The organism is Amycolatopsis sp. NBC_00355 (genome assembly GCF_036104975.1).
Lineage (GTDB): Bacteria > Actinomycetota > Actinomycetes > Mycobacteriales > Pseudonocardiaceae > Amycolatopsis.
In genome coordinates, this window is sequence record NZ_CP107982.1 from 3,880,271 (window position 1) to 3,896,846 (window position 16,576).

General features: G+C 71.4%; 20 protein-coding genes. 15 read left to right on the top strand and 5 right to left on the bottom strand.

Translation table 11 applies throughout. The annotated features are described in order from the left end of the window. Positions 1 to 32: 32 nt before the first annotated feature. The gene (locus OHS18_RS16825; protein WP_328617670.1) at positions 33 to 1,277 is read left to right on the top strand and encodes a sensor histidine kinase; all 1,245 of its coding nucleotides are present in this window, start codon (positions 33 to 35) and stop codon (positions 1,275 to 1,277) included. Beyond that, complete coding sequence (locus tag OHS18_RS16830) at positions 1,252 to 1,902, top strand: response regulator transcription factor (RefSeq protein ID WP_328451533.1); 651 nt, start codon at positions 1,252 to 1,254, stop codon at positions 1,900 to 1,902. Before OHS18_RS16825 ends, OHS18_RS16830 begins: the two co-directional genes overlap by 26 nt. A 129-nt stretch (positions 1,903 to 2,031) precedes the next feature. Here the strand turns inward: OHS18_RS16830 and OHS18_RS16835 are convergent, their stop codons facing one another. From OHS18_RS16835 to OHS18_RS16850, 4 genes are all read right to left on the bottom strand, one after another. After that, positions 2,032 to 2,760, bottom strand: coding sequence for a M50 family metallopeptidase (locus OHS18_RS16835; RefSeq protein WP_328617671.1), 729 nt, complete (start codon positions 2,758 to 2,760; stop codon positions 2,032 to 2,034). 99 nt (positions 2,761 to 2,859) lie between these two features. Then, entirely contained in the window at positions 2,860 to 3,231 is a 372-nt protein-coding gene (locus OHS18_RS16840; protein WP_328458850.1) for a winged helix-turn-helix transcriptional regulator, read from the bottom strand. Positions 3,232 to 3,269: 38 nt separating this feature from the next. Continuing rightward, positions 3,270 to 3,845, bottom strand: coding sequence for a TetR/AcrR family transcriptional regulator (locus OHS18_RS16845; protein ID WP_328618536.1), 576 nt, complete (start codon positions 3,843 to 3,845; stop codon positions 3,270 to 3,272). Between the two features lie 66 nt (positions 3,846 to 3,911). Then, entirely contained in the window at positions 3,912 to 4,352 is a 441-nt protein-coding gene (locus tag OHS18_RS16850; protein ID WP_328617672.1) for an SRPBCC family protein, read from the bottom strand. A gap of 23 nt (positions 4,353 to 4,375) precedes the next feature. Here OHS18_RS16850 and OHS18_RS16855 point away from each other — a divergent pair, with 23 nt between their 5' ends. The 6 genes from OHS18_RS16855 (at position 4,376) to OHS18_RS16880 (ending at position 9,441) form a co-directional block, all read left to right on the top strand. Beyond that, on the top strand, positions 4,376 to 4,906 hold the full coding sequence (locus tag OHS18_RS16855; RefSeq protein ID WP_328617673.1) for a TetR/AcrR family transcriptional regulator: 531 nt from the start codon (positions 4,376 to 4,378) through the stop codon (positions 4,904 to 4,906). 10 nt (positions 4,907 to 4,916) lie between these two features. Continuing rightward, positions 4,917 to 6,644 (top strand): CocE/NonD family hydrolase, encoded by a 1,728-nt coding sequence (locus OHS18_RS16860; protein ID WP_328617674.1) that lies wholly within the window; start codon positions 4,917 to 4,919, stop codon positions 6,642 to 6,644. Positions 6,645 to 6,716: 72 nt separating this feature from the next. Then, positions 6,717 to 7,139 carry a hypothetical protein gene (locus OHS18_RS16865; protein ID WP_328451523.1) on the top strand — a complete coding sequence of 141 codons (423 nt, stop codon included), beginning with the start codon at positions 6,717 to 6,719 and terminating at the stop codon, positions 7,137 to 7,139. Then, complete coding sequence (locus OHS18_RS16870; protein WP_328451521.1) at positions 7,136 to 7,324, top strand: hypothetical protein; 189 nt, start codon at positions 7,136 to 7,138, stop codon at positions 7,322 to 7,324. Before OHS18_RS16865 ends, OHS18_RS16870 begins: the two co-directional genes overlap by 4 nt. A gap of 45 nt (positions 7,325 to 7,369) precedes the next feature. Then, positions 7,370 to 8,056 (top strand): response regulator transcription factor, encoded by a 687-nt coding sequence (locus OHS18_RS16875; protein WP_328617675.1) that lies wholly within the window; start codon positions 7,370 to 7,372, stop codon positions 8,054 to 8,056. After that, positions 8,053 to 9,441, top strand: a complete 1,389-nt coding sequence (locus OHS18_RS16880; RefSeq protein WP_328617676.1) for a sensor histidine kinase — start codon at positions 8,053 to 8,055, stop codon at positions 9,439 to 9,441. Before OHS18_RS16875 ends, OHS18_RS16880 begins: the two co-directional genes overlap by 4 nt. Before the next feature lie 91 nt (positions 9,442 to 9,532). Here OHS18_RS16880 and OHS18_RS16885 read toward each other — a convergent pair whose 3' ends face one another. Then, positions 9,533 to 9,937: a nuclear transport factor 2 family protein gene (locus OHS18_RS16885; RefSeq protein ID WP_328617677.1), complete on the bottom strand. Its 405-nt coding sequence runs from the start codon at positions 9,935 to 9,937 to the stop codon at positions 9,533 to 9,535. A gap of 81 nt (positions 9,938 to 10,018) precedes the next feature. On the opposite strand from OHS18_RS16885, the gene OHS18_RS16890 reads away from it, so the two are divergent. The 7 genes from OHS18_RS16890 (at position 10,019) to OHS18_RS16920 (ending at position 16,575) form a co-directional block, all read left to right on the top strand. Next, positions 10,019 to 10,555, top strand: coding sequence for a TetR/AcrR family transcriptional regulator (locus OHS18_RS16890; RefSeq protein WP_328617678.1), 537 nt, complete (start codon positions 10,019 to 10,021; stop codon positions 10,553 to 10,555). A gap of 148 nt (positions 10,556 to 10,703) precedes the next feature. Continuing rightward, the gene (locus OHS18_RS16895; protein WP_328451511.1) at positions 10,704 to 11,609 is read left to right on the top strand and encodes a LysR family transcriptional regulator; all 906 of its coding nucleotides are present in this window, start codon (positions 10,704 to 10,706) and stop codon (positions 11,607 to 11,609) included. Between the two features lie 118 nt (positions 11,610 to 11,727). Then, the gene (locus tag OHS18_RS16900; RefSeq protein ID WP_328617679.1) at positions 11,728 to 12,885 is read left to right on the top strand and encodes a CaiB/BaiF CoA transferase family protein; all 1,158 of its coding nucleotides are present in this window, start codon (positions 11,728 to 11,730) and stop codon (positions 12,883 to 12,885) included. A gap of 89 nt (positions 12,886 to 12,974) precedes the next feature. Beyond that, positions 12,975 to 13,724, top strand: coding sequence for a crotonase/enoyl-CoA hydratase family protein (locus OHS18_RS16905; protein ID WP_328617680.1), 750 nt, complete (start codon positions 12,975 to 12,977; stop codon positions 13,722 to 13,724). Position 13,725: 1 nt separating this feature from the next. Further along, complete coding sequence (locus OHS18_RS16910) at positions 13,726 to 14,472, top strand: acetoacetate decarboxylase (protein WP_328617681.1); 747 nt, start codon at positions 13,726 to 13,728, stop codon at positions 14,470 to 14,472. Next, on the top strand, positions 14,469 to 15,383 hold the full coding sequence (locus tag OHS18_RS16915) for a 3-hydroxyacyl-CoA dehydrogenase NAD-binding domain-containing protein (protein ID WP_328617682.1): 915 nt from the start codon (positions 14,469 to 14,471) through the stop codon (positions 15,381 to 15,383). Before OHS18_RS16910 ends, OHS18_RS16915 begins: the two co-directional genes overlap by 4 nt. A 1-nt stretch (position 15,384) precedes the next feature. Beyond that, the gene (locus OHS18_RS16920; RefSeq protein WP_328617683.1) at positions 15,385 to 16,575 is read left to right on the top strand and encodes an acyl-CoA dehydrogenase family protein; all 1,191 of its coding nucleotides are present in this window, start codon (positions 15,385 to 15,387) and stop codon (positions 16,573 to 16,575) included. Position 16,576: the final 1 nt, after the last annotated feature.

Genomic DNA, 16,576 nt, shown 5'->3' on the forward strand with positions numbered 1-16,576 from the left:
CGACGGCGCGGGTGAGCGGTTACCGTGACCGCGTGACCAGCACCAGGCGGCCGTGGTGGCCGAGCCGCGCCGACGTCTTCTGGCTGCTCCTGGCCGCGTTCGTGTTCGCGGGGCTGAACGTCCTGCTCTACGCGCTGGGCGAGGTCACGACCGGGCCGCTCGGCCCGGCGGCCGGGCTGGTGCTGCAATTGGTCTGCGACTTCTCCCTGGTGCTGCTGTTCCGGTTCCCGCGCCAGGTCGCCTGGTTCGTCGTCGCGGCGGCGGGCCTGATGCTGGCGTCCGACCTGTTCGCGCCCGGCCTGTTCGTGGCGGTGCGCCCGCTCGCGCTGACGACGGTGCCGACCATCACCCCGGTCGTGCTGTCGCAGCTGCCGCGGGTGCTGGACCGGCGGAGCGTGCTCTGGCTAGCCGGGATCCTCACGCTGATCGCCGCGCGGCCGTGGGTGCCGAGCTGGAGCACGACGCCGTTCGCCGTGCTCAGCACCACGCTGCCGGCGATGTTCGGGCTCTACGGCGAGGCGCGGCGCCAGCTGCTGCGATCCCTGCGGGACCGCGCGGAGCGCGCCGAGCGCGAGCAGCACCTGCTCGCCGAGCAGGCCCGCGCGGAGGAACGGCGGCGGCTGGCGGGCGAGATGCACGACGTCGTCACGCACCGGCTCAGCCTGATGGTGCTGCACGCCGGGGCGCTCGGCGTGACGTCGCACGAGGAGCGGGTGCGGACGGCGGCCGAGGACATCCGCCGCGAAGGCGCGCTCGCGCTGGACGAGCTGCGCGACCTCGTCGGCGTGCTGCGCAACGGCACCGAGACGGTCCCGCGCACGCTCAGCCCGGAGCAGCCCGGCGACCCGGCGCGGCTGGTCGAGGAGTCGCGCTCGGTCGGCGTGGTCACCGGGCTCGCGGTGGACGGCGACCCGGCGCAGGTGTCGCCGACCGTCGCGCGGACCGCGTACCGGCTGGTGCAGGAGGCGCTGACGAACATCCGCAAGCACGCGCCGGGCGCGTCGGCGGCGGTGTCGCTGCGCTACCACCCGGGCGGCCTGGACGTCTCGGTCGCCAACACGGCGGCGTCGCGGCGGCCCGATCCGGCCCTGGCGGGCAGCGGTTCCGGGGCCGGGCTGGCGGGGCTGCGGCAGCGCGTCGAACTCGTCGGCGGGCGGTTCGACGCGGGCCCGGTGGCCGGTGGCGGGTTCCGGGTCGGTGCGATACTGCCCGCTTACGTCCCGACGGCGGAAGGCACGCACAGTGATCCCGGTGATCCCGGTGCTCGTGGTCGATGACGAGCCGATGGTGTGCGCGCACCTGCGCACGATCCTCGGTTCGGCGGGCGACATCGACGTCGTGGCCCAGGCGGGCGACGGCGCCGAAGCCGTCGAGGCGGTGGTCCGGCACCGGCCGCGGGTCGTGCTGATGGACCTGCGCATGCCGGGCGTCGACGGCCTGACGGCGATCGCGCGGATCGCGGCGCTCCCGGACCCGCCGGCGGTGGTGGCGCTGACGACGTTCGACGCGGACACCTACGTGATCCGCGCCCTGCGCGCGGGCGCGGCCGGTTTCCTGGTGAAGTCGACGCCGCCGGAGGACCTGATCGGCCTGGTCCGGGTGGCGGCGGACGGGCACACGGTCCTGTCGCCGTCGGCGGCCCGCCGGTTGGTGGCGCTGTCCGCGGACGGCCGCGAGCGCGGCGAAGACGCCCGCCGCCGGACGTCCGGGCTCACCGATCGCGAGCGGGATGTGCTGGCGTGCCTGGGCGAAGGACTGTCCAATGCGGACATCGCGGCCCGGCTTCACCTCGCGGAGGCGACGGTGAAGAGCTACGTGTCGCGGATGCTCGTGAAGCTGGACTGCACCAATCGGACGCAGGCGGGCCTGCTGGCCCACGAAGCCGGCCTGGTCGCCCGCTGACCCGTCACTTTCGCCACGAAAGATGCGACTTCACACGGATCTAACGCCACTTTCACCAGGAAAGATGCGACGCCTCACACGGATCTAACGCCACTTTCACTACGGAAGATGCGGCGCCTCACATGGATTTTACGTGGGCCACAGCAATGGGATTGCGCGCCAGACCGCCCAGGCGATGAGGGCGAGCCAGGCGGCGATCCACACCAGCGCCGGGATTCCGGTGCTCCGGGCGAGCATGGCCGCGTCGTCCTCCTGACCGCCGAAGCCGTGCCGGATCCGGTTGAGGACGAGCGCGCGCAGGCCACCGAGTTCACTGGTCAGCAGCAGCCAGGCTTCGGCGTACGCGACGCCGTTCTTCAGCCAGAGCGGCGCCCAGCGCAGGGCACCGAACACGATCGCCCCGACCGCGACGACCACCACGAAGGTGAGCAGGTCCCGGGTGAACAGCAGGAGGAACACCATCGCGGCCAGGGTCAGGGTGAGCACGGCCGGAACGAGCCCGCGGTGCAGCAGGCCCGCCGCGCCCAGGCCGGCCAGCGGCGGCATCGCGTACCCGGCGGCGCTGGTCAGGACGGCGGCGAGCCCCGGCGGGGTCCGGTGCCAGGTACCGCCGGACTCCGGGCTGTCGATCGCGACCCGGCCGACGCCGCCGCCGGTCAGGATGCTCACCAGCGCGTGGCCGCCTTCGTGGAAGAGCGTGCCGAGGAAGTTGGCCCGGTAGACGACACTCCGCCGGCCGTCGGCGGGCACCGCGAACGACGTCACCACGACCATGGCCGCCACCAGCGCGGTGATCCCGACGAGCTCCGGTCCCGGCGCGGGCAGGGTCTCGTCGAGCACAGCGAACGCGGACGCCATGAGTCCCTCCCCGGAGCCGTGGAGCCGTCCTCCACAGTGTCACCGGGGCCGCGGGCCGGGCGGGATCCCCGCCGGGAATTGTCCTGGAGCTGTCCAGCGTCACGCGGACGCGGGCGTGTGCTCCGCGTCGTAGGCGTCCCGCGAATCCTGGACCGACGCCATGTGCTGCCGCGCCCACTGGTCCAGCAGCTCCAGCGGCTCGGAAAGGTTGCGCCCCAGCGAGGTCAGCTCGTACTCGACCTTCGGCGGGATCACCGCGTACGCCGTGCGGGTGAGGATGCCGTCGCGGACCAGGCTGCGCAGCGTCTGCGTCAGGACCTTCTGGGAGATGCCGTCCACGCGGCGGGCGATCTCGGTGAACCGCAGCGGGCCGCCGGTGAGCGCGCCGACGATGAGGACCGTCCACTGGTCGCCGATGCGGTCGAGCAGCTGTCGGGTCGGGCAGTCGCGGTCGTACGGGTCCGGGTGCACAGCGTCTCCTCACTTTCCCAAAGAGAGTAACACGCGATTCAGGCGGTGGGCGCCATCAGCGTGCCGAAGAGGATCCGCAGGTGACGGCGTCCGCGTTCCCAGCGCGCGTCCAGTTCGCCCTGATCGCGCGTGGCCCAGCTGGCGATGAGGATGCCGCGGACGACGTCCATCGCGGTGTAGACCGCGTGCAGGAACTCGTGGTGCCCGGCATGCTCCGGCAGCAGCGCCTTGCCGAACTCGACCAGGCTGGACGTCGCGATCGGCTCGACCACCGCCATCTGGCGGCGCAGCTCGGGGTCGGTCCGCGACGCGACCCACAGCTCCACCGTCGCGGAGAACACCGGCCCCTGGTGCATCTCCCACAGCAGCTGCAGCGCGTCGCCGACCGGGTCGGTGGACGCGCGCAGCCGGTCCAGCTCGGCCATCGCGACCTCGGTGCGCTTCGCCGCCAGGTGCCGGATCGCCGAGGTGACCAGGTCGGCCTTCGTCGGGAAGTGGTGCACCTGCGCGCCGCGCGTGACGCCGGCGCGGTCGGCGACGCGGGTGGTCGTCGTGCCCGCGTAGCCGAACTCGACCAGGCAGTCGATCGTCGCGTCGAGCAGCCGGACGCGCATCGCCGCGCTGCGCTCCTCCTGGGTGCGGCCGGTCGATCCCCGTCGTGGCGCTGACATGGGACTACTTTATGGGGCGATGCGTGCTTCGGTTGCGGCGACCAGCCCGGCGACGACCCGCGTGATGAACACGCCCAGGATCCGCCGGTAGAACCAGCCGGTGCCGGGGATCTTCGCGGTGAACGTCGAATGCCAGTGGACCTCGGTGCCGCCGTCTCTCGGCGACAGGTCGACGTAGGCGACGTAGTCCCGCAGCGGCAGGCCGTGCTCCAGCGCGTAGCCGAACCGGCGCCCGGGCTCCAGCGCGACGATCTTCTCGTACGAGCGGGTGCGGCCGGTGCGGAACAGCCGGATCGCGCCGAGCCCTTCGCGCTCCCCCTCCCCTTCGCTGACCAGCTCGAACGACTCCAGCGGCGACCAGGCCGGCCAGCTCGCGCCGTCGCGAAGCAGGGCGTAGACGGTGTCGGCCGGCGCGGACGTCCGGCCACGGACGGAAATACTCTGTACCATTTGGTACGTGTACCATCTGGTACATGATCGACACAAGCCCGCGCGCCCAGCTGCTCGACGCGGCGATCGACCACATCGCCCACCACGGCGGCGCGGGCAAGAGCCTGCGCGCCCTGGCCGCCGGCCTCGGCACCAGCCACCGCATGCTCATCTACCACTTCGGCTCGAAGGAAGGCCTGCTCACGGCGGTCACGCGCGAGGTCGAGGCCCGGCAGCGCACGGCCCTGGCCGACGTCGGCGAGGGTGGCGAGTTCTGGCGGCGGCTGACCGACGAGGACCTGCGCGCCAACGAAAAGCTCTTCTTCCAGCTCTACGGCCAGGCCCTCGGCGGCACCCCGGGCACGACCGAGTTCCTGGACGGCGTCGTCGACGACTGGCTCGGCCCGATCGAGGCCCTGCTCGCGCGCTACGGCGTCCCCGAGGCCGACCGGCCGGCGCACGCCCGGCTCGGGCTCGCCGTCACCCGCGGTCTGCTGCTCGACCTCGTCACGACCGGCGACCGCGAAGCCGTCGACGCCGCGATGGAGCTTTTCCTGGCGGTGTACGAGAAGTGATAATGGCGCGATGCGCCGGACACCGGGGATCTTGCTCGCGCTGGTCACGACGGCGGCCCTCGCGCCCGCGGCGGCGGCCGAAACCGGCCCGGTCCGCGAGACGGCGTGGGTCGAAACCGGCGCCGACCTCGACCACGACGGCAAGCCCGACCGCGTCGCCGCCGACGTCGTCCGGCCCGCCGGGCGCGCACGCGTCCCGGTGATCCTCGACGTCAGCCCGTACTTCGCGTGCTGCGGCCGCGGCAACGAGTCCCAGAAGAAAACGTTTGCGCCGGACGGCACCCCCGAGCAGTTCCCGCTGTTTCTCGACAACTACTTCGTGCCGCGCGGGTACGCGGTGGTACTGGCCGACGTCGGCGGCACGAACCGCTCGTCCGGCTGCTTCGACGACGTCGCCGACGGCAACGCCGTCGTGAACTGGCTCAACGGCCGGGCGAAGGCCTTCGACGCGCCCGACGGCGGCCGGCCGGTGACGGCGGGCTGGGCCACCGGGGACGTCGGCGCGATCGGCAAGTCCCAGGACGGCGCCACCGCGATCGGCATGGCCGCGTCCGGGATCCCCGGGCTGAAGACGATCGTGCCGATCGAAGGCGTCGCCGACAACTACGCCCAGCTCGTCGCGAACGGCGCGCCCTTGGCGACGCCGGACAACACCGGGTCGGCCTTCACCTACAACGACCGCGCGGCGCGGTTGTGTCAGCCGTTCGAGGCGGACGTCAAGGCGCGCATGGGCACGGACGGTGACTACAACGCCTATTGGCAGGGCGTGAACTACGTCCCGCAGGCCGGGCGGGTGCGCGCGAGCGTGCTCATCGCGCAGGGGTTCGGGGACAGCGTCGTCGGCGCGGACCAGTTCGCCGCCTACTGGGCCGCGCTCGGCCGGGCCGGGGTGCCGCGCAAGGCGTGGCTGAGCCAGGCCGGCCACGTCGACCCGTTCGACCTGCAGCGGGCGCGGTGGGTGGACACGCTGGGCCGCTGGTTCGACCGCTGGCTGCGGGGCGTCCGCAACGGCGTCGAGCACGAGCCCGCCGTGCACCTGGAAGCCACGCCGGACCGGTGGACGGACGTCCGGGCCTGGCCGCCCGCGACCGCCGCCACGACGTTCCGCCCGGCTGCCGGCGGCACGCTCGGCCGGCGTGGTTCCGGCACGGCCACAGTCGTCGACGACCCGGCGGTCGGCCGCGAGCAGTGGGCGGCCGGGACGTCGGCCGCGCGGTTCACCGGCGCTCCCCTGACCTCGGCGGTGCGGCTGGCCGGGACGCCGTCCGTGAAGATCACCGCGTCGTCCGACAAGCCCGCCGCCCGGCTCGGCGTCGCGCTCGTCGACTACGGCCCGGCGGACGTCCGGAACACGGCGAACTACGGCAGTGGCGTGAAGAACCTGACCACCCGATCGTGCTGGGGCGTAAGCCGGCCCGGTGACAGCGCGTGCTTCCTGGACACCGCCACCGACCTCGTCCGCGCCGACCACCAGATCGTCGCAGCCGGCTGGGCCGACCTCGGGCACCACGCGTCGCTGCGCCACGGCGAGCCGCTCGTACCGGGGCTGGCGTATTCGATGACGTTCACCCTGAGCAGCCTCGACCACGTCGTCCCGGCCGGGCACCGGCTCGGCCTGCTGCTCGGCGGCACCGACGGGCAGCTGTTCGACCCGGCGCTGCCGGTGCTGGGCGACACGCTGACGTTCGACCTCGCGCGGACGTCAGTCACCCTGGGCCTTACACAGCCCGAACATTAGGCGCACGCCCTCCGAACACCCGCCCGCCAGAGTTCTCCTCGTACCCGGAAACCATTCACCGAGGGAGACATCATGCGAGGACCCATCTGGACGCGGCGGCTGGCACTGGCGGGCGCCGGAAGCGCGGCCTGCCTGCTGGCGCTGGCGCCGCTGGCCTCGGCCCAGACGACGTCCCCGGCGCCGGTCGCGCCGATCACGCTCAGCCCCGAGGAGTCGCAGCAGGTCTGCGGCGACTGGGTGCCGAAGCTGCAGAAGCGCGCCGACAACCTGGAGAAGCGGATCAACGGCGGCCCCGAGGTCGCCGGCTCGGTCGCCAACCTCAAGGCCCGCGCCCAGGACCAGCGCACGGCCGGGCACAACGACCGCGCCACCAAGCTCGACGAGCGCGCCACCAAGCGGCAGGGCAAGGTCGGTGAGCTGACCACCGCGAAGCAGAAGCTCGACGCCTTCGCGTCCGCCCACTGCAAGCCGGCCGCGCCGGCGCCGACCAAGTGAGGGCGGCGAGGATCGCGGCCGCGGTCGGGGCCGCCGCGCTCATCACGCTCGGCTGCTCGGCCTGCCGCGACAACCTGATGGGCTCGCCGGACCCCGGCACCTCCCCGGCGTCGTCGGAACTGAGCGGCATCGAATCGACGCTCAACGGCGTCGAGTCCGACATGAACGACGACGGCTCCCCGTGACCGGCTAGCGTCTCCCCGGGGGCGACGGCGGAGACGGGAGCGGGAATGGGGTCACCGGGGCGCGGCCTCGTCCTCGTGGTCGAGGACGAGTCCGCGATCGCCGAACTGGCGGCGCTGTACCTCAAGCGCGACGGGTTCGGCGTGCACGTCGAGCCGGACGGCGGCCGCGCGCTCGACGCCGTCCGGCGGCTCAAGCCGGTGGCGATCGTGCTCGACATCGGACTGTCCGGAATGGACGGTATCGAGATCTGCAAGACACTGCGCGCGGCCGGCGACTGGACGCCGGTGCTGTTCGTCACCGCTCGCGACGACGAGCTGGATCGCTTGCTGGGCTTGGAGATCGGCGCCGACGACTACCTGACCAAGCCGTTCAGCCCGCGCGAGCTGGCCGCGCGCGTCCGGACCGTGCTGCGGCGCGCGTCCGGGGCGGCGCCGACCCCCTCGGCGTTCACCGTCGGCGCGGCGCGCGTCGACCTCGCGAGCCGCCGCGCCTGGGCCGGCGAGACGGAGATTTCCCTGACGTCCACGGAGTTCGACCTGCTCACGCACCTGCTCCGGCACCCGGGGCAGGTGCTTTCGCGCGACCAGCTGCTCAGCGCCGTCTGGGGGTACGCCGCCGCGGCGGGCACGCGCACGGTCGACGTCCACGTCGCGCAGCTGCGGGCGAAACTCGGTGCGGCCAGTCCGATCAGGACGGTCCGCGGCATCGGCTACGCGGCGGACCCGGCATGAGGTACCGCGGGACGCTCGCCGGGCGGATCACGCTCGTCTGCCTCGCCGTCGCCGGGATCGCGGTGATCGTGGCCGGGTTTGTGGCGGCGCGGCTGATCCGGACCACGGCGGACAACGTGCTGCAGTCGTCCCTGTCGGCGCAGGCCGACGTCGTCGCGTCGCAGCTCGACGAGAGCGGCATCGGCAACCGGCTGGGCGTCGGCAAGGTCGCCGACGTCGTGCGCGGGCAGGGCATCTCGGTCGTCGTGCGCCGCGCGGGCGGGCAGCCGGCCGGGGACGCCGTATCGGTGCAAGCGGCGGCGAAGGCGGGGCTCGGCGCCGTGCACTCGGAGCGGGTGCTGGTCGCGGGCGCGCAGTACCTGGTGGAGACGCGGGCGGTCGGGACGCGCGGGGCGGCGTTCGCGCTGGTCCTGCCGGCGCGCAACGCGGACACGACGCAGCGCGCGCTGGTCCGGAACATCGCGTTCGCGCTGGGGATCGGGCTGCTGGTGGCGGCCGCGGCCGGGTTCGTGTCCGGCCGGTTGCTGGGCCGTCCGCTGCGCCGGGCGGCCGCGGCCGCCGGATCGCTGCGGGCCGGCCGGCGCGACGTCCGGGTGCCGGTCGAGGGGCCGCGGGAGGTCGCGGAGGTGGCGGGCTCGCTGAATTCGCTGGCCGACGCGCTCGCCCACAGCGAGGCGCGGCAGCGGGACTTCCTGCTGTCGGTGTCGCACGAGCTGCGGACGCCGTTGACAGCGGTGACGGGCTTCGCCGAGGCGATCGCGGACGGCGTCGCGTCGGGCGACGACGCCCAGCGCGCCGGCCAGACGATCCAGCGCGAGGCCGCGCGGCTGGAACGCCTCGTCACGGACCTGCTGGAGCTGGCCCGGCTGGGCGCCGACGAGTTCCGCCTGGACGTCACGACCCTGGACCTGGGCGCGTTGCTGCGGGACTGCGCGGAGGTCTGGCAGCTGCGGTGCGCGCGGGAAAACGTGCGGCTGTCCATTGTGGCGCCTTCTTCCCCGGTCCCGGTGCCGGCCGACGCCCGGCGGCTGCACCAGGTCGTCGACGGCCTGGCGGAAAACGCCCTGCGGGTCACCCCTTCGGGCGCCCCGATGGTCTTCTCGCTGTCGGTGTCCGGCTCCGAAGCCCACCTTTCGGTCCGCGACGGCGGCCCGGGCCTGGCCCCGGAGGACTACCCGGTGGCGTTCGAACGCGGGGTGCTGAACGCCCGCTACCGCGACCGCCGCCCGGTGGGCTCCGGCATCGGCCTGGCCCTGGTCCACGCCCTGGTCACCCGCATGGGCGGCGCCCTGACCGCGGGCCCGGCCCCCGAAGGCGGCGCCGCGTTCACGATCACCCTCCCCCTGGCCGCGTCGACAGCCACAGTCCCCATCCCCCGCCCGTAACCCGACCCTCCAGGTACGCGACCCGACCGTCCGAGTACGCGACCCGACCCTCCAGGCACGCGAGATGCGCGTCCAAGCACGCGACGTCGCGTCAGGACGGCGGTGCCAGCTGCGCCGCGCGGTCGGTTACGTCCATGACGGCCCAGTGCTCGATCACCCGGCCGTCGCGGACGCGGATCATGTCCATGCTGGTCACGGCGTAACCGCGGCCGGTCGAGATCTGCATGCCGGTGCTCGTGTAGCGGTTCACCGAGAACTCGCCGTCGGCGACGTTGCGCTCGACCCGCACGCCCACGTCGCGGAAGTCGGCGAAGAACTCGCCGCCCAGCATGGCTTCCCACTTCGCCCGCCAGGCGTCGATGCCGTGGTGGTCGCCGCCCGCGCCGCCGCGGTGGTCGACCACGTCCGGGTCGATGTAGCGCAGGCCTTCGGCGACGCTCTCGGCCGTGAACGGCGTCAGCGCGATCAGCCGGCGGTGGACTTCGGCGGCGTCCATGGTCACTCCTTAAGTGGGGAACTCCCCGTTTACGGTTCGGCTACGCTAACCGGGGACTTCCCCACTTGGCAAGGGAGCAGCATGACGGCACGGGCCCGCAGGTCGGACGCGCGGGACAACCAGGCGCTGCTGCTCGCCGCCGCGAAGGAAGTCTTCGCCGAGGACGGGCCGGACGCGCCGCTCGACCGCGTCGCCCGCCGCGCCGGCGTCGGCAACGCGACGATGTACCGGCACTTCCCGAACCGGCGCGAACTGGTCGTCGCGGTGTACGCCGACGAAGTCGCGGAGCTGCGAAGCCGCGCGGACCTCGATGCGGACAACCCCGGCGAAGCGCTCTTCGCGTGGCTGGGGCTCTTCGTCGAGCACGTCCGGACGAAGCGCGCCCTCGCGCTGTCGCTCGCCGATCCCGCGGGCGAGCACGAGAGCCTATTCGCCGGCTGGCACGCCGCGATGAACACGACCGCCGCCGCCCTGCTCGGCCGCGCCCGGACCGCCGTCGCCGTCGCTCCCGACGTCACCGAACTGGACCTCCTCCTGCTCGCGACCGGCATCGCCCTGTCCGGCGGCGACCCCGTCCGGCTGCTCGCCCTGGTCCGCCGAGGCGCGTCGGCCTCCTGAAGGCGTACCGGAACGGCGAACTCGCGTACCTGGAGAGTCGGCTCGCGTACCTGGAGAGTCGGCTCGCGTACCTGGAGAGTCGGCTCGTGTGATTGAGGGGTCGGCACGTGACGGGAGGGTCGACACGGCTGGTCGTTAGGGTCGAGGGATGGAGATGCTGCACCTGCGCTACTTCGTCGCGGTCGCCGAGGAGCTGAACTTCTCGGCCGCGGCTCGGAAGCTGCACATGGCCGCGTCGCCGTTGAGCCAGCGGATCAAGGACCTCGAGCACGAACTCGGGCAGCAGCTGTTCGACCGCAGCACCCACCACGTCACGCTCACCGCCGCCGGGACCGCGTTGCTGCCGCTCGCGCGGGACGTCCTCGAGCAGGTCGGCGCGATTCCCTGGAAGCTCAAGGAGGCGACGCGGCCGCAGCGCAGCACCGTCTTCCTCGGCATGCCCGCCGGGGTGCACCCGGACCTGCGGGACCGGGTCAACGCGCTCGCCGAGCGGGTCAAGGCGCGCTACGAGCTCAAGCGCTGGCCCGGCACCACCGCCGACCTCGTGCAGGGCGTGCACGACGGGAAGCTCGCGCTCACCCTCGCCCGGCTGCCCGTCACCGATCCGGCGCTGGAGCAGTTGCCGGTGATGTCGGAACGGCTCGGCGCGGTCGTGCCGGCCGACCTGTTCGCCGGGCGGGACTCCGTGACGCTCGCCGAATTGGCCGAATTCCCGTACGTGGCCTCACCCGGGGAGATCACGCCCGCGTACTTCGACCAGCTCGACCACCAATTGAACGATCTGGGCGTCAAGAAACGCATTCGCCTGACCAACACCGGCTACGGCGGAACGTCCGAAATCATTTCCAGCGGCGAGGCTTTTTCCATTTCCATGCTGGACGGCAGATCGCCGATGCACGGTTACCGGCTCGACAACGTCATCGTCCTGCCGTTCACCGATTTCCGGCCCCAGCTCGACACGGGCCTGCTCTGGCGGCGCGACCGCGCGGAAGGCGACCTCCAGGAGCTCTTGGACGCCGCGAAAGACGTCTTCGACGAGCCACTCGACAGCTGACCACAATGGTATGACCGTCGCGGTCATACCATTGTGCGCATCATGATCATTCCCTTTCCCCATGTTCGCGCCTACGTTCGTGAGTAGAGCAACGAAGCAAGGCGCGAAAGGACGAATGATGACGGACATCACCCCCACCGCCGCCGGCCCGCTGGACGGCGTGCGCGTGATCGACCTCTCGACCGTGGTGATGGGCCCGTACGCGGCCCAGATCATGGGCGACCTCGGCGCCGACGTGATCAAGATCGAGTCCCCCGCGGACACCGTGCGGGTGGGCCAGTACCGCACCACGCCGGGCATGACGCCGCTGAACCTGAACGTCAACCGCAACAAGCGCAGCGTGGCCCTCAACCTCAAGGACGAAGCCGAGCGCGAGCAGGCGCTGAAGCTGATCGACACGGCCGACGTGCTGATCACCAACATGCGCCCCGGCGCGCTGAGCCGGCTCGGGATGAACTACGCCGACGTCGCCGCGCGCAACCCGCGCCTGGTCTACGCCCACGCCCAGGGCTTCCGCAGTGATTCCGACCAGGCCGGCAACGCCGCCTACGACGAGACCGTGCAGGCCTCCTCCGGCCTGGTCGACGTCGCCAACCGCGCGCTCGGCGAGCCGGTCTACCTGCCGACGATCATCGGCGACAAGGTGTCGTCGCTGACCATCGCCTACAGCGTGCTCGCCGCGCTGGTCCACCGCGACAAGACCGGCCAGGGCCAGCAGATCGAGATCCCGATGACGGACACGCTGCTCGCGTTCAACCTGGTCGAGCACCTCGCCGGGCACACCTACGAGCCCGCCGAAGGCCCCACCGGCTTCGCGCTGTCGATGACGAAGGGCCACGCCGCGGTCCGCACCAAGGACGGCCTCGCCTGCGTCATCCCCTACAACCCCAAGAACTTCCGCGACTTCTTCGCCGCGGCGGGCCGTCCGGAGCTGGCCGCCGACCCGCGGGTCAACGGCGAGGCCATCGACCGCGCCGACAACGAGTGGCTGACCGGGCAGATCGCCGCGTGCGCCCCGGCGCTGACCACCGAGGAGTGGGCCGAGGTCTGCGCGAAGCACAGCATCCCGATGGCGCCGGTGCTCGAACTGGACCGGGCGCACGACGACAGCTACGTCCGCGACGGCCACCTGCTCGACACCGTCGAGCACCCGAGCGAGGGCACCATCCGCACGGTCGGCATCCCGGTGAAGTTCTCCGCGACGCCCGGCTCGATCCGCCGGCTGGCCCCGCTGGCCGGCCAGGACACCGCCGAAGTCCTCGCCGAGCTGGTCTGAACCACCGCACTTTCTCGGCGAAAGTGATGCGGAGGCCGTAACTCCGGAACACTTTCACGGCGAAAGTGACGTAAAGAGAGTGTGAAGTCATGAGCAGTACTGAAGTACGGACCGAGCGGGTTGGCAGCACCTTGCTGATCACCATTGATCGGCCGCAGGCTCGCAACGCGGTCAACGCCGCTGTGGCCGCTGGGTTGGCCGACGCGCTGGACGAGCTGGAAGCCGATCCGGCGCTGCGGGCCGGCGTCCTCACCGGCGCCGAGAACACCTTCAGCGCCGGCATGGACCTCAAGGCCGCGCTCAAGGGCGAGTCGCCGGAGATTCCCGGACGCGGGTTCGGCGGTCTCACCGAGGCCGAGCTGTCCAAGCCCCTGATCGCCGCCGTCGAAGGCTTCGCCATGGGCGGTGGGTTCGAACTGGCGCTGGGCTGTGACTTGATCGTCGCCGCCGAAGATGCGAAGTTCGGCCTGCCCGAGGTCAAGCGTGGTCTGATCGCCGCCGGTGGTGGCGTGATCCGGCTGCCGAAGCGGATCCCGCACCACCTGGCGATGGAGTTCCTGCTCACCGGCGAGCCCGTCACCGGCCGCCGCGCGGGTGAGCTGGGCCTGGTCAACCGCGTCACGCCGAGCGGGGACGCCGCCGCCGTCGCGCTGCAGCTGGCCGAGAAGCTGGCGGAGAACGCGCCCCTCGCGCTGGCCGCCGTCAAGAAGATCGTGCGTGCCGCGGATCCCGCGACCGCGCAGCGTGAAGAAATCAAGAAACTGATGCAGTCCGCCGACGTCCGCGAGGGCATGACCGCCTTCGCCGAGCGCCGCAGTCCGAAGTGGACCGGTGAGTGACATGAAGATCGACGAAGTCCGCAAGCACGTGACGACTCCCCTGACCGCCCCGGCGTTCGCGCCCGTGGTCCCGAGGTTCACCGATCGCGAGTACCTGAACATCGTCTACCGCACCGACGCCGACGCCCTGCGCGCCGTCGTGCCGGAGCCGCTGCGGGTCGGGGAACCGTTGGTGCGCTTCGAGGTCATGAAGATGGGCGACGTCTCCGGCTACGGCCCGTACACCGAGTCCGGCCAGGCGATCGAGGTCAGCTTCGACGGCGAGCGCGGCGAGTACCTGCACGCGATGTACCTCGACAACTTCCCGGCCACGGCGTCCGGGCGCGAGGTCAGCGCGTACCCGAAGACCGTCGGCAGCCCGAGTCTGTATGTCGACAACGGCGTCCTGGTGGGCACGTTGGACTACGGGACGATCCGGGTGGCGACCGCGACCATGGGCTACAAGCACCACGAGCTGGACGTCCGCGAAGCCGAAAAGCAGATCACGGTCCCGACATTCATGCTCAAGACCATCCCCCACTACGACGGCACCCCGCGGGTGCAGGAACTCGTCCGCACCGAGATCACCGACGTGGTCGTCAAGGAGGCCTACACCGGCCCCGCGCGGTTGCAGCTGTTCCAGCACGTCCTGGCCCCGCTGGCCGACCTGCCCGTGCTGGAGGTCGTGTCCGCCAGCCACATCCTCACCGACCTGACGCTCGCTCCGGTCAAGCCGGTCTTCGACTACTTGAAGGGAGCCCAGTCATGACTTTCCGCAATGCGGCCGTCATCGGCGCCGGCACCATCGGCCTGTCCTGGACGGCGCTGTTCGCCCACCACGGCCTGACCGTCCGCGTCAGCGACCCGCGTCCCGACCTCGCCGAGGCCATCACCGAAGCACTCGAGACGTTCGCCCCGCACCTCGGCACGACCGCCGACGAGCTGGCGAGCCGGGTCCACGTCGCCGCCGATGTCATCGACGCCGTGAAGGACGCCGATGTCGTGCAGGAGAACGGACCCGAGAACGTCGAGTTCAAAAAGGACCTGTTCGCGACGCTGGTCAAGGAAGCTCCGGACCACGCCCTGCTGCTGAGTTCGTCCAGCGCCATCCCCTCGACGGCGTTCACCGGCGACCTGGGAGACGCGTCCCGGGTCCTCATCGGACACCCGTTCAACCCGCCGCACCTGATCCCGCTGGTCGAGGTCGTCCCCGGCGAACGGACCAGCCAGCAAAGCGTCGAGACCGCCGTCGATTTCTACGCCTTCCTCGGCCGGACGCCGGTCGTGGAACACAAGGAAATGCCAGGCTTCGTCGGCAACCGGCTGCAGAACGCGCTGAGCCGCGAGGCGATCTACCTCGTCGAGCAGGGTGTCGTGACGCCGGAAGAACTCGACAAGGTGATCACGAACTCGCTCGGCATCCGCTGGGCCACCGTCGGGCCGTTCCTCGGCTCGCACCTCGGTGGCGGCCCCGGCGGCTACCGGCACATGGCCGAGCACATCGGCAAGTCGATGAAGAAGATGTGGGCCGGGCTGGGCAATCCCAGCCAGAGCCCCGAAGAGCAGGAACGGCTGATCGAGGCCGTCGAAAAGGCTTACGGCTCCTCCACGTACTCGGAACTCGCCGAGACGCGCGACCGCAAGCAGCTCGCCGTTCTGCACGCAGTGGAGGAGAACTGACATGGAACCGCTCAAGGACAAGCTGACCGCCGACTTCTACGACTTCGAGGCGCTGCTGCCGGACGACGAGCGCAAGCTGCTCGTGAGTGCGCGCGAGTTCATGCAGAACGACGTCAAGCCGCTGGTGAACGAGAACTGGGAAAAGGGCACCTTCCCGAAGGAACTGATCGGGATGTTCCGCGAGAGCGGTCTCGCGGGTCTGCCCTACGAGGGCTACGGCGAGCACAAGCCCGCGGTCAGCCACCTGCTCACCGGCATGATGGCGATGGAGATGAGCCGCACCGACGCGTCGGTCGCGACGTTCTTCGGTGTCCACAACGGACTCGCGATGTACTCGATCTACTCCGGCGGCAGCCAGGAGCAGCGCGACCGCTGGCTCCCCGAGATGGCCGCGATGGACAAGATCGGCGCGTTCGCGATGACCGAGCCGCTCGGCGGCTCCGACGTCGCCGGCGGCATGCGCACCACCGCCAAGAAGGACGGCGACTCCTGGATCCTCAACGGCGCCAAGAAGTGGATCGGCAACGCGACCTTCGCCGACTACATCGTGGTCTGGGCGCGCGACGTCGACTACAACCACGTCAAGGGCTTCGTCGTCGAGAAGGACATGCCGGGCTTCGTGCCGGAGAAGATCGAGGGCAAGATCGCGTTCCGGATCGTCGAGAACGCCGAGATCACCCTGACCGACGTCCGTGTGCCGGAGGCGAACCGCCTGCAGGGCATCGACTCCTTCCGCGACGTCGCGGAGATCCTGCGCGCCACCCGCGGCGGTGTCGCCTGGCAGGCGCTCGGCGTGGCGATCGGCGCCTACGAAGCCGCGCTGGCCTACGCGCAGGAGCGGCAGCAGTTCGGCCGGCCGATCGCCCGCTTCCAGCTGGTGCAGGACCTGCTCGTGAAGAGCCTCGGCAACATCACCGCGTCGTGGGGCATGCTCGTGCAGCTCGCCCGTCTGCAGGACGCCGGGATCTTCAAGGACGAGCACTCGTCGCTGGCCAAGGCGTTCGTGACGTCACGGATGCGCGAGGTCGTCGCCTGGAGCCGAGAGATCTTCGGCGGCAACGGGATCGTGCTCGGCTACGACGTCGCGCGGTTCTTCGCCGACGCCGAGGCGATCTACTCCTTCGAGGGCACGCGCGAGATGAACACCCTGATCGTCGGCAAGGCGATCACCGGGCAGAGCGCGTTCGTGTAAG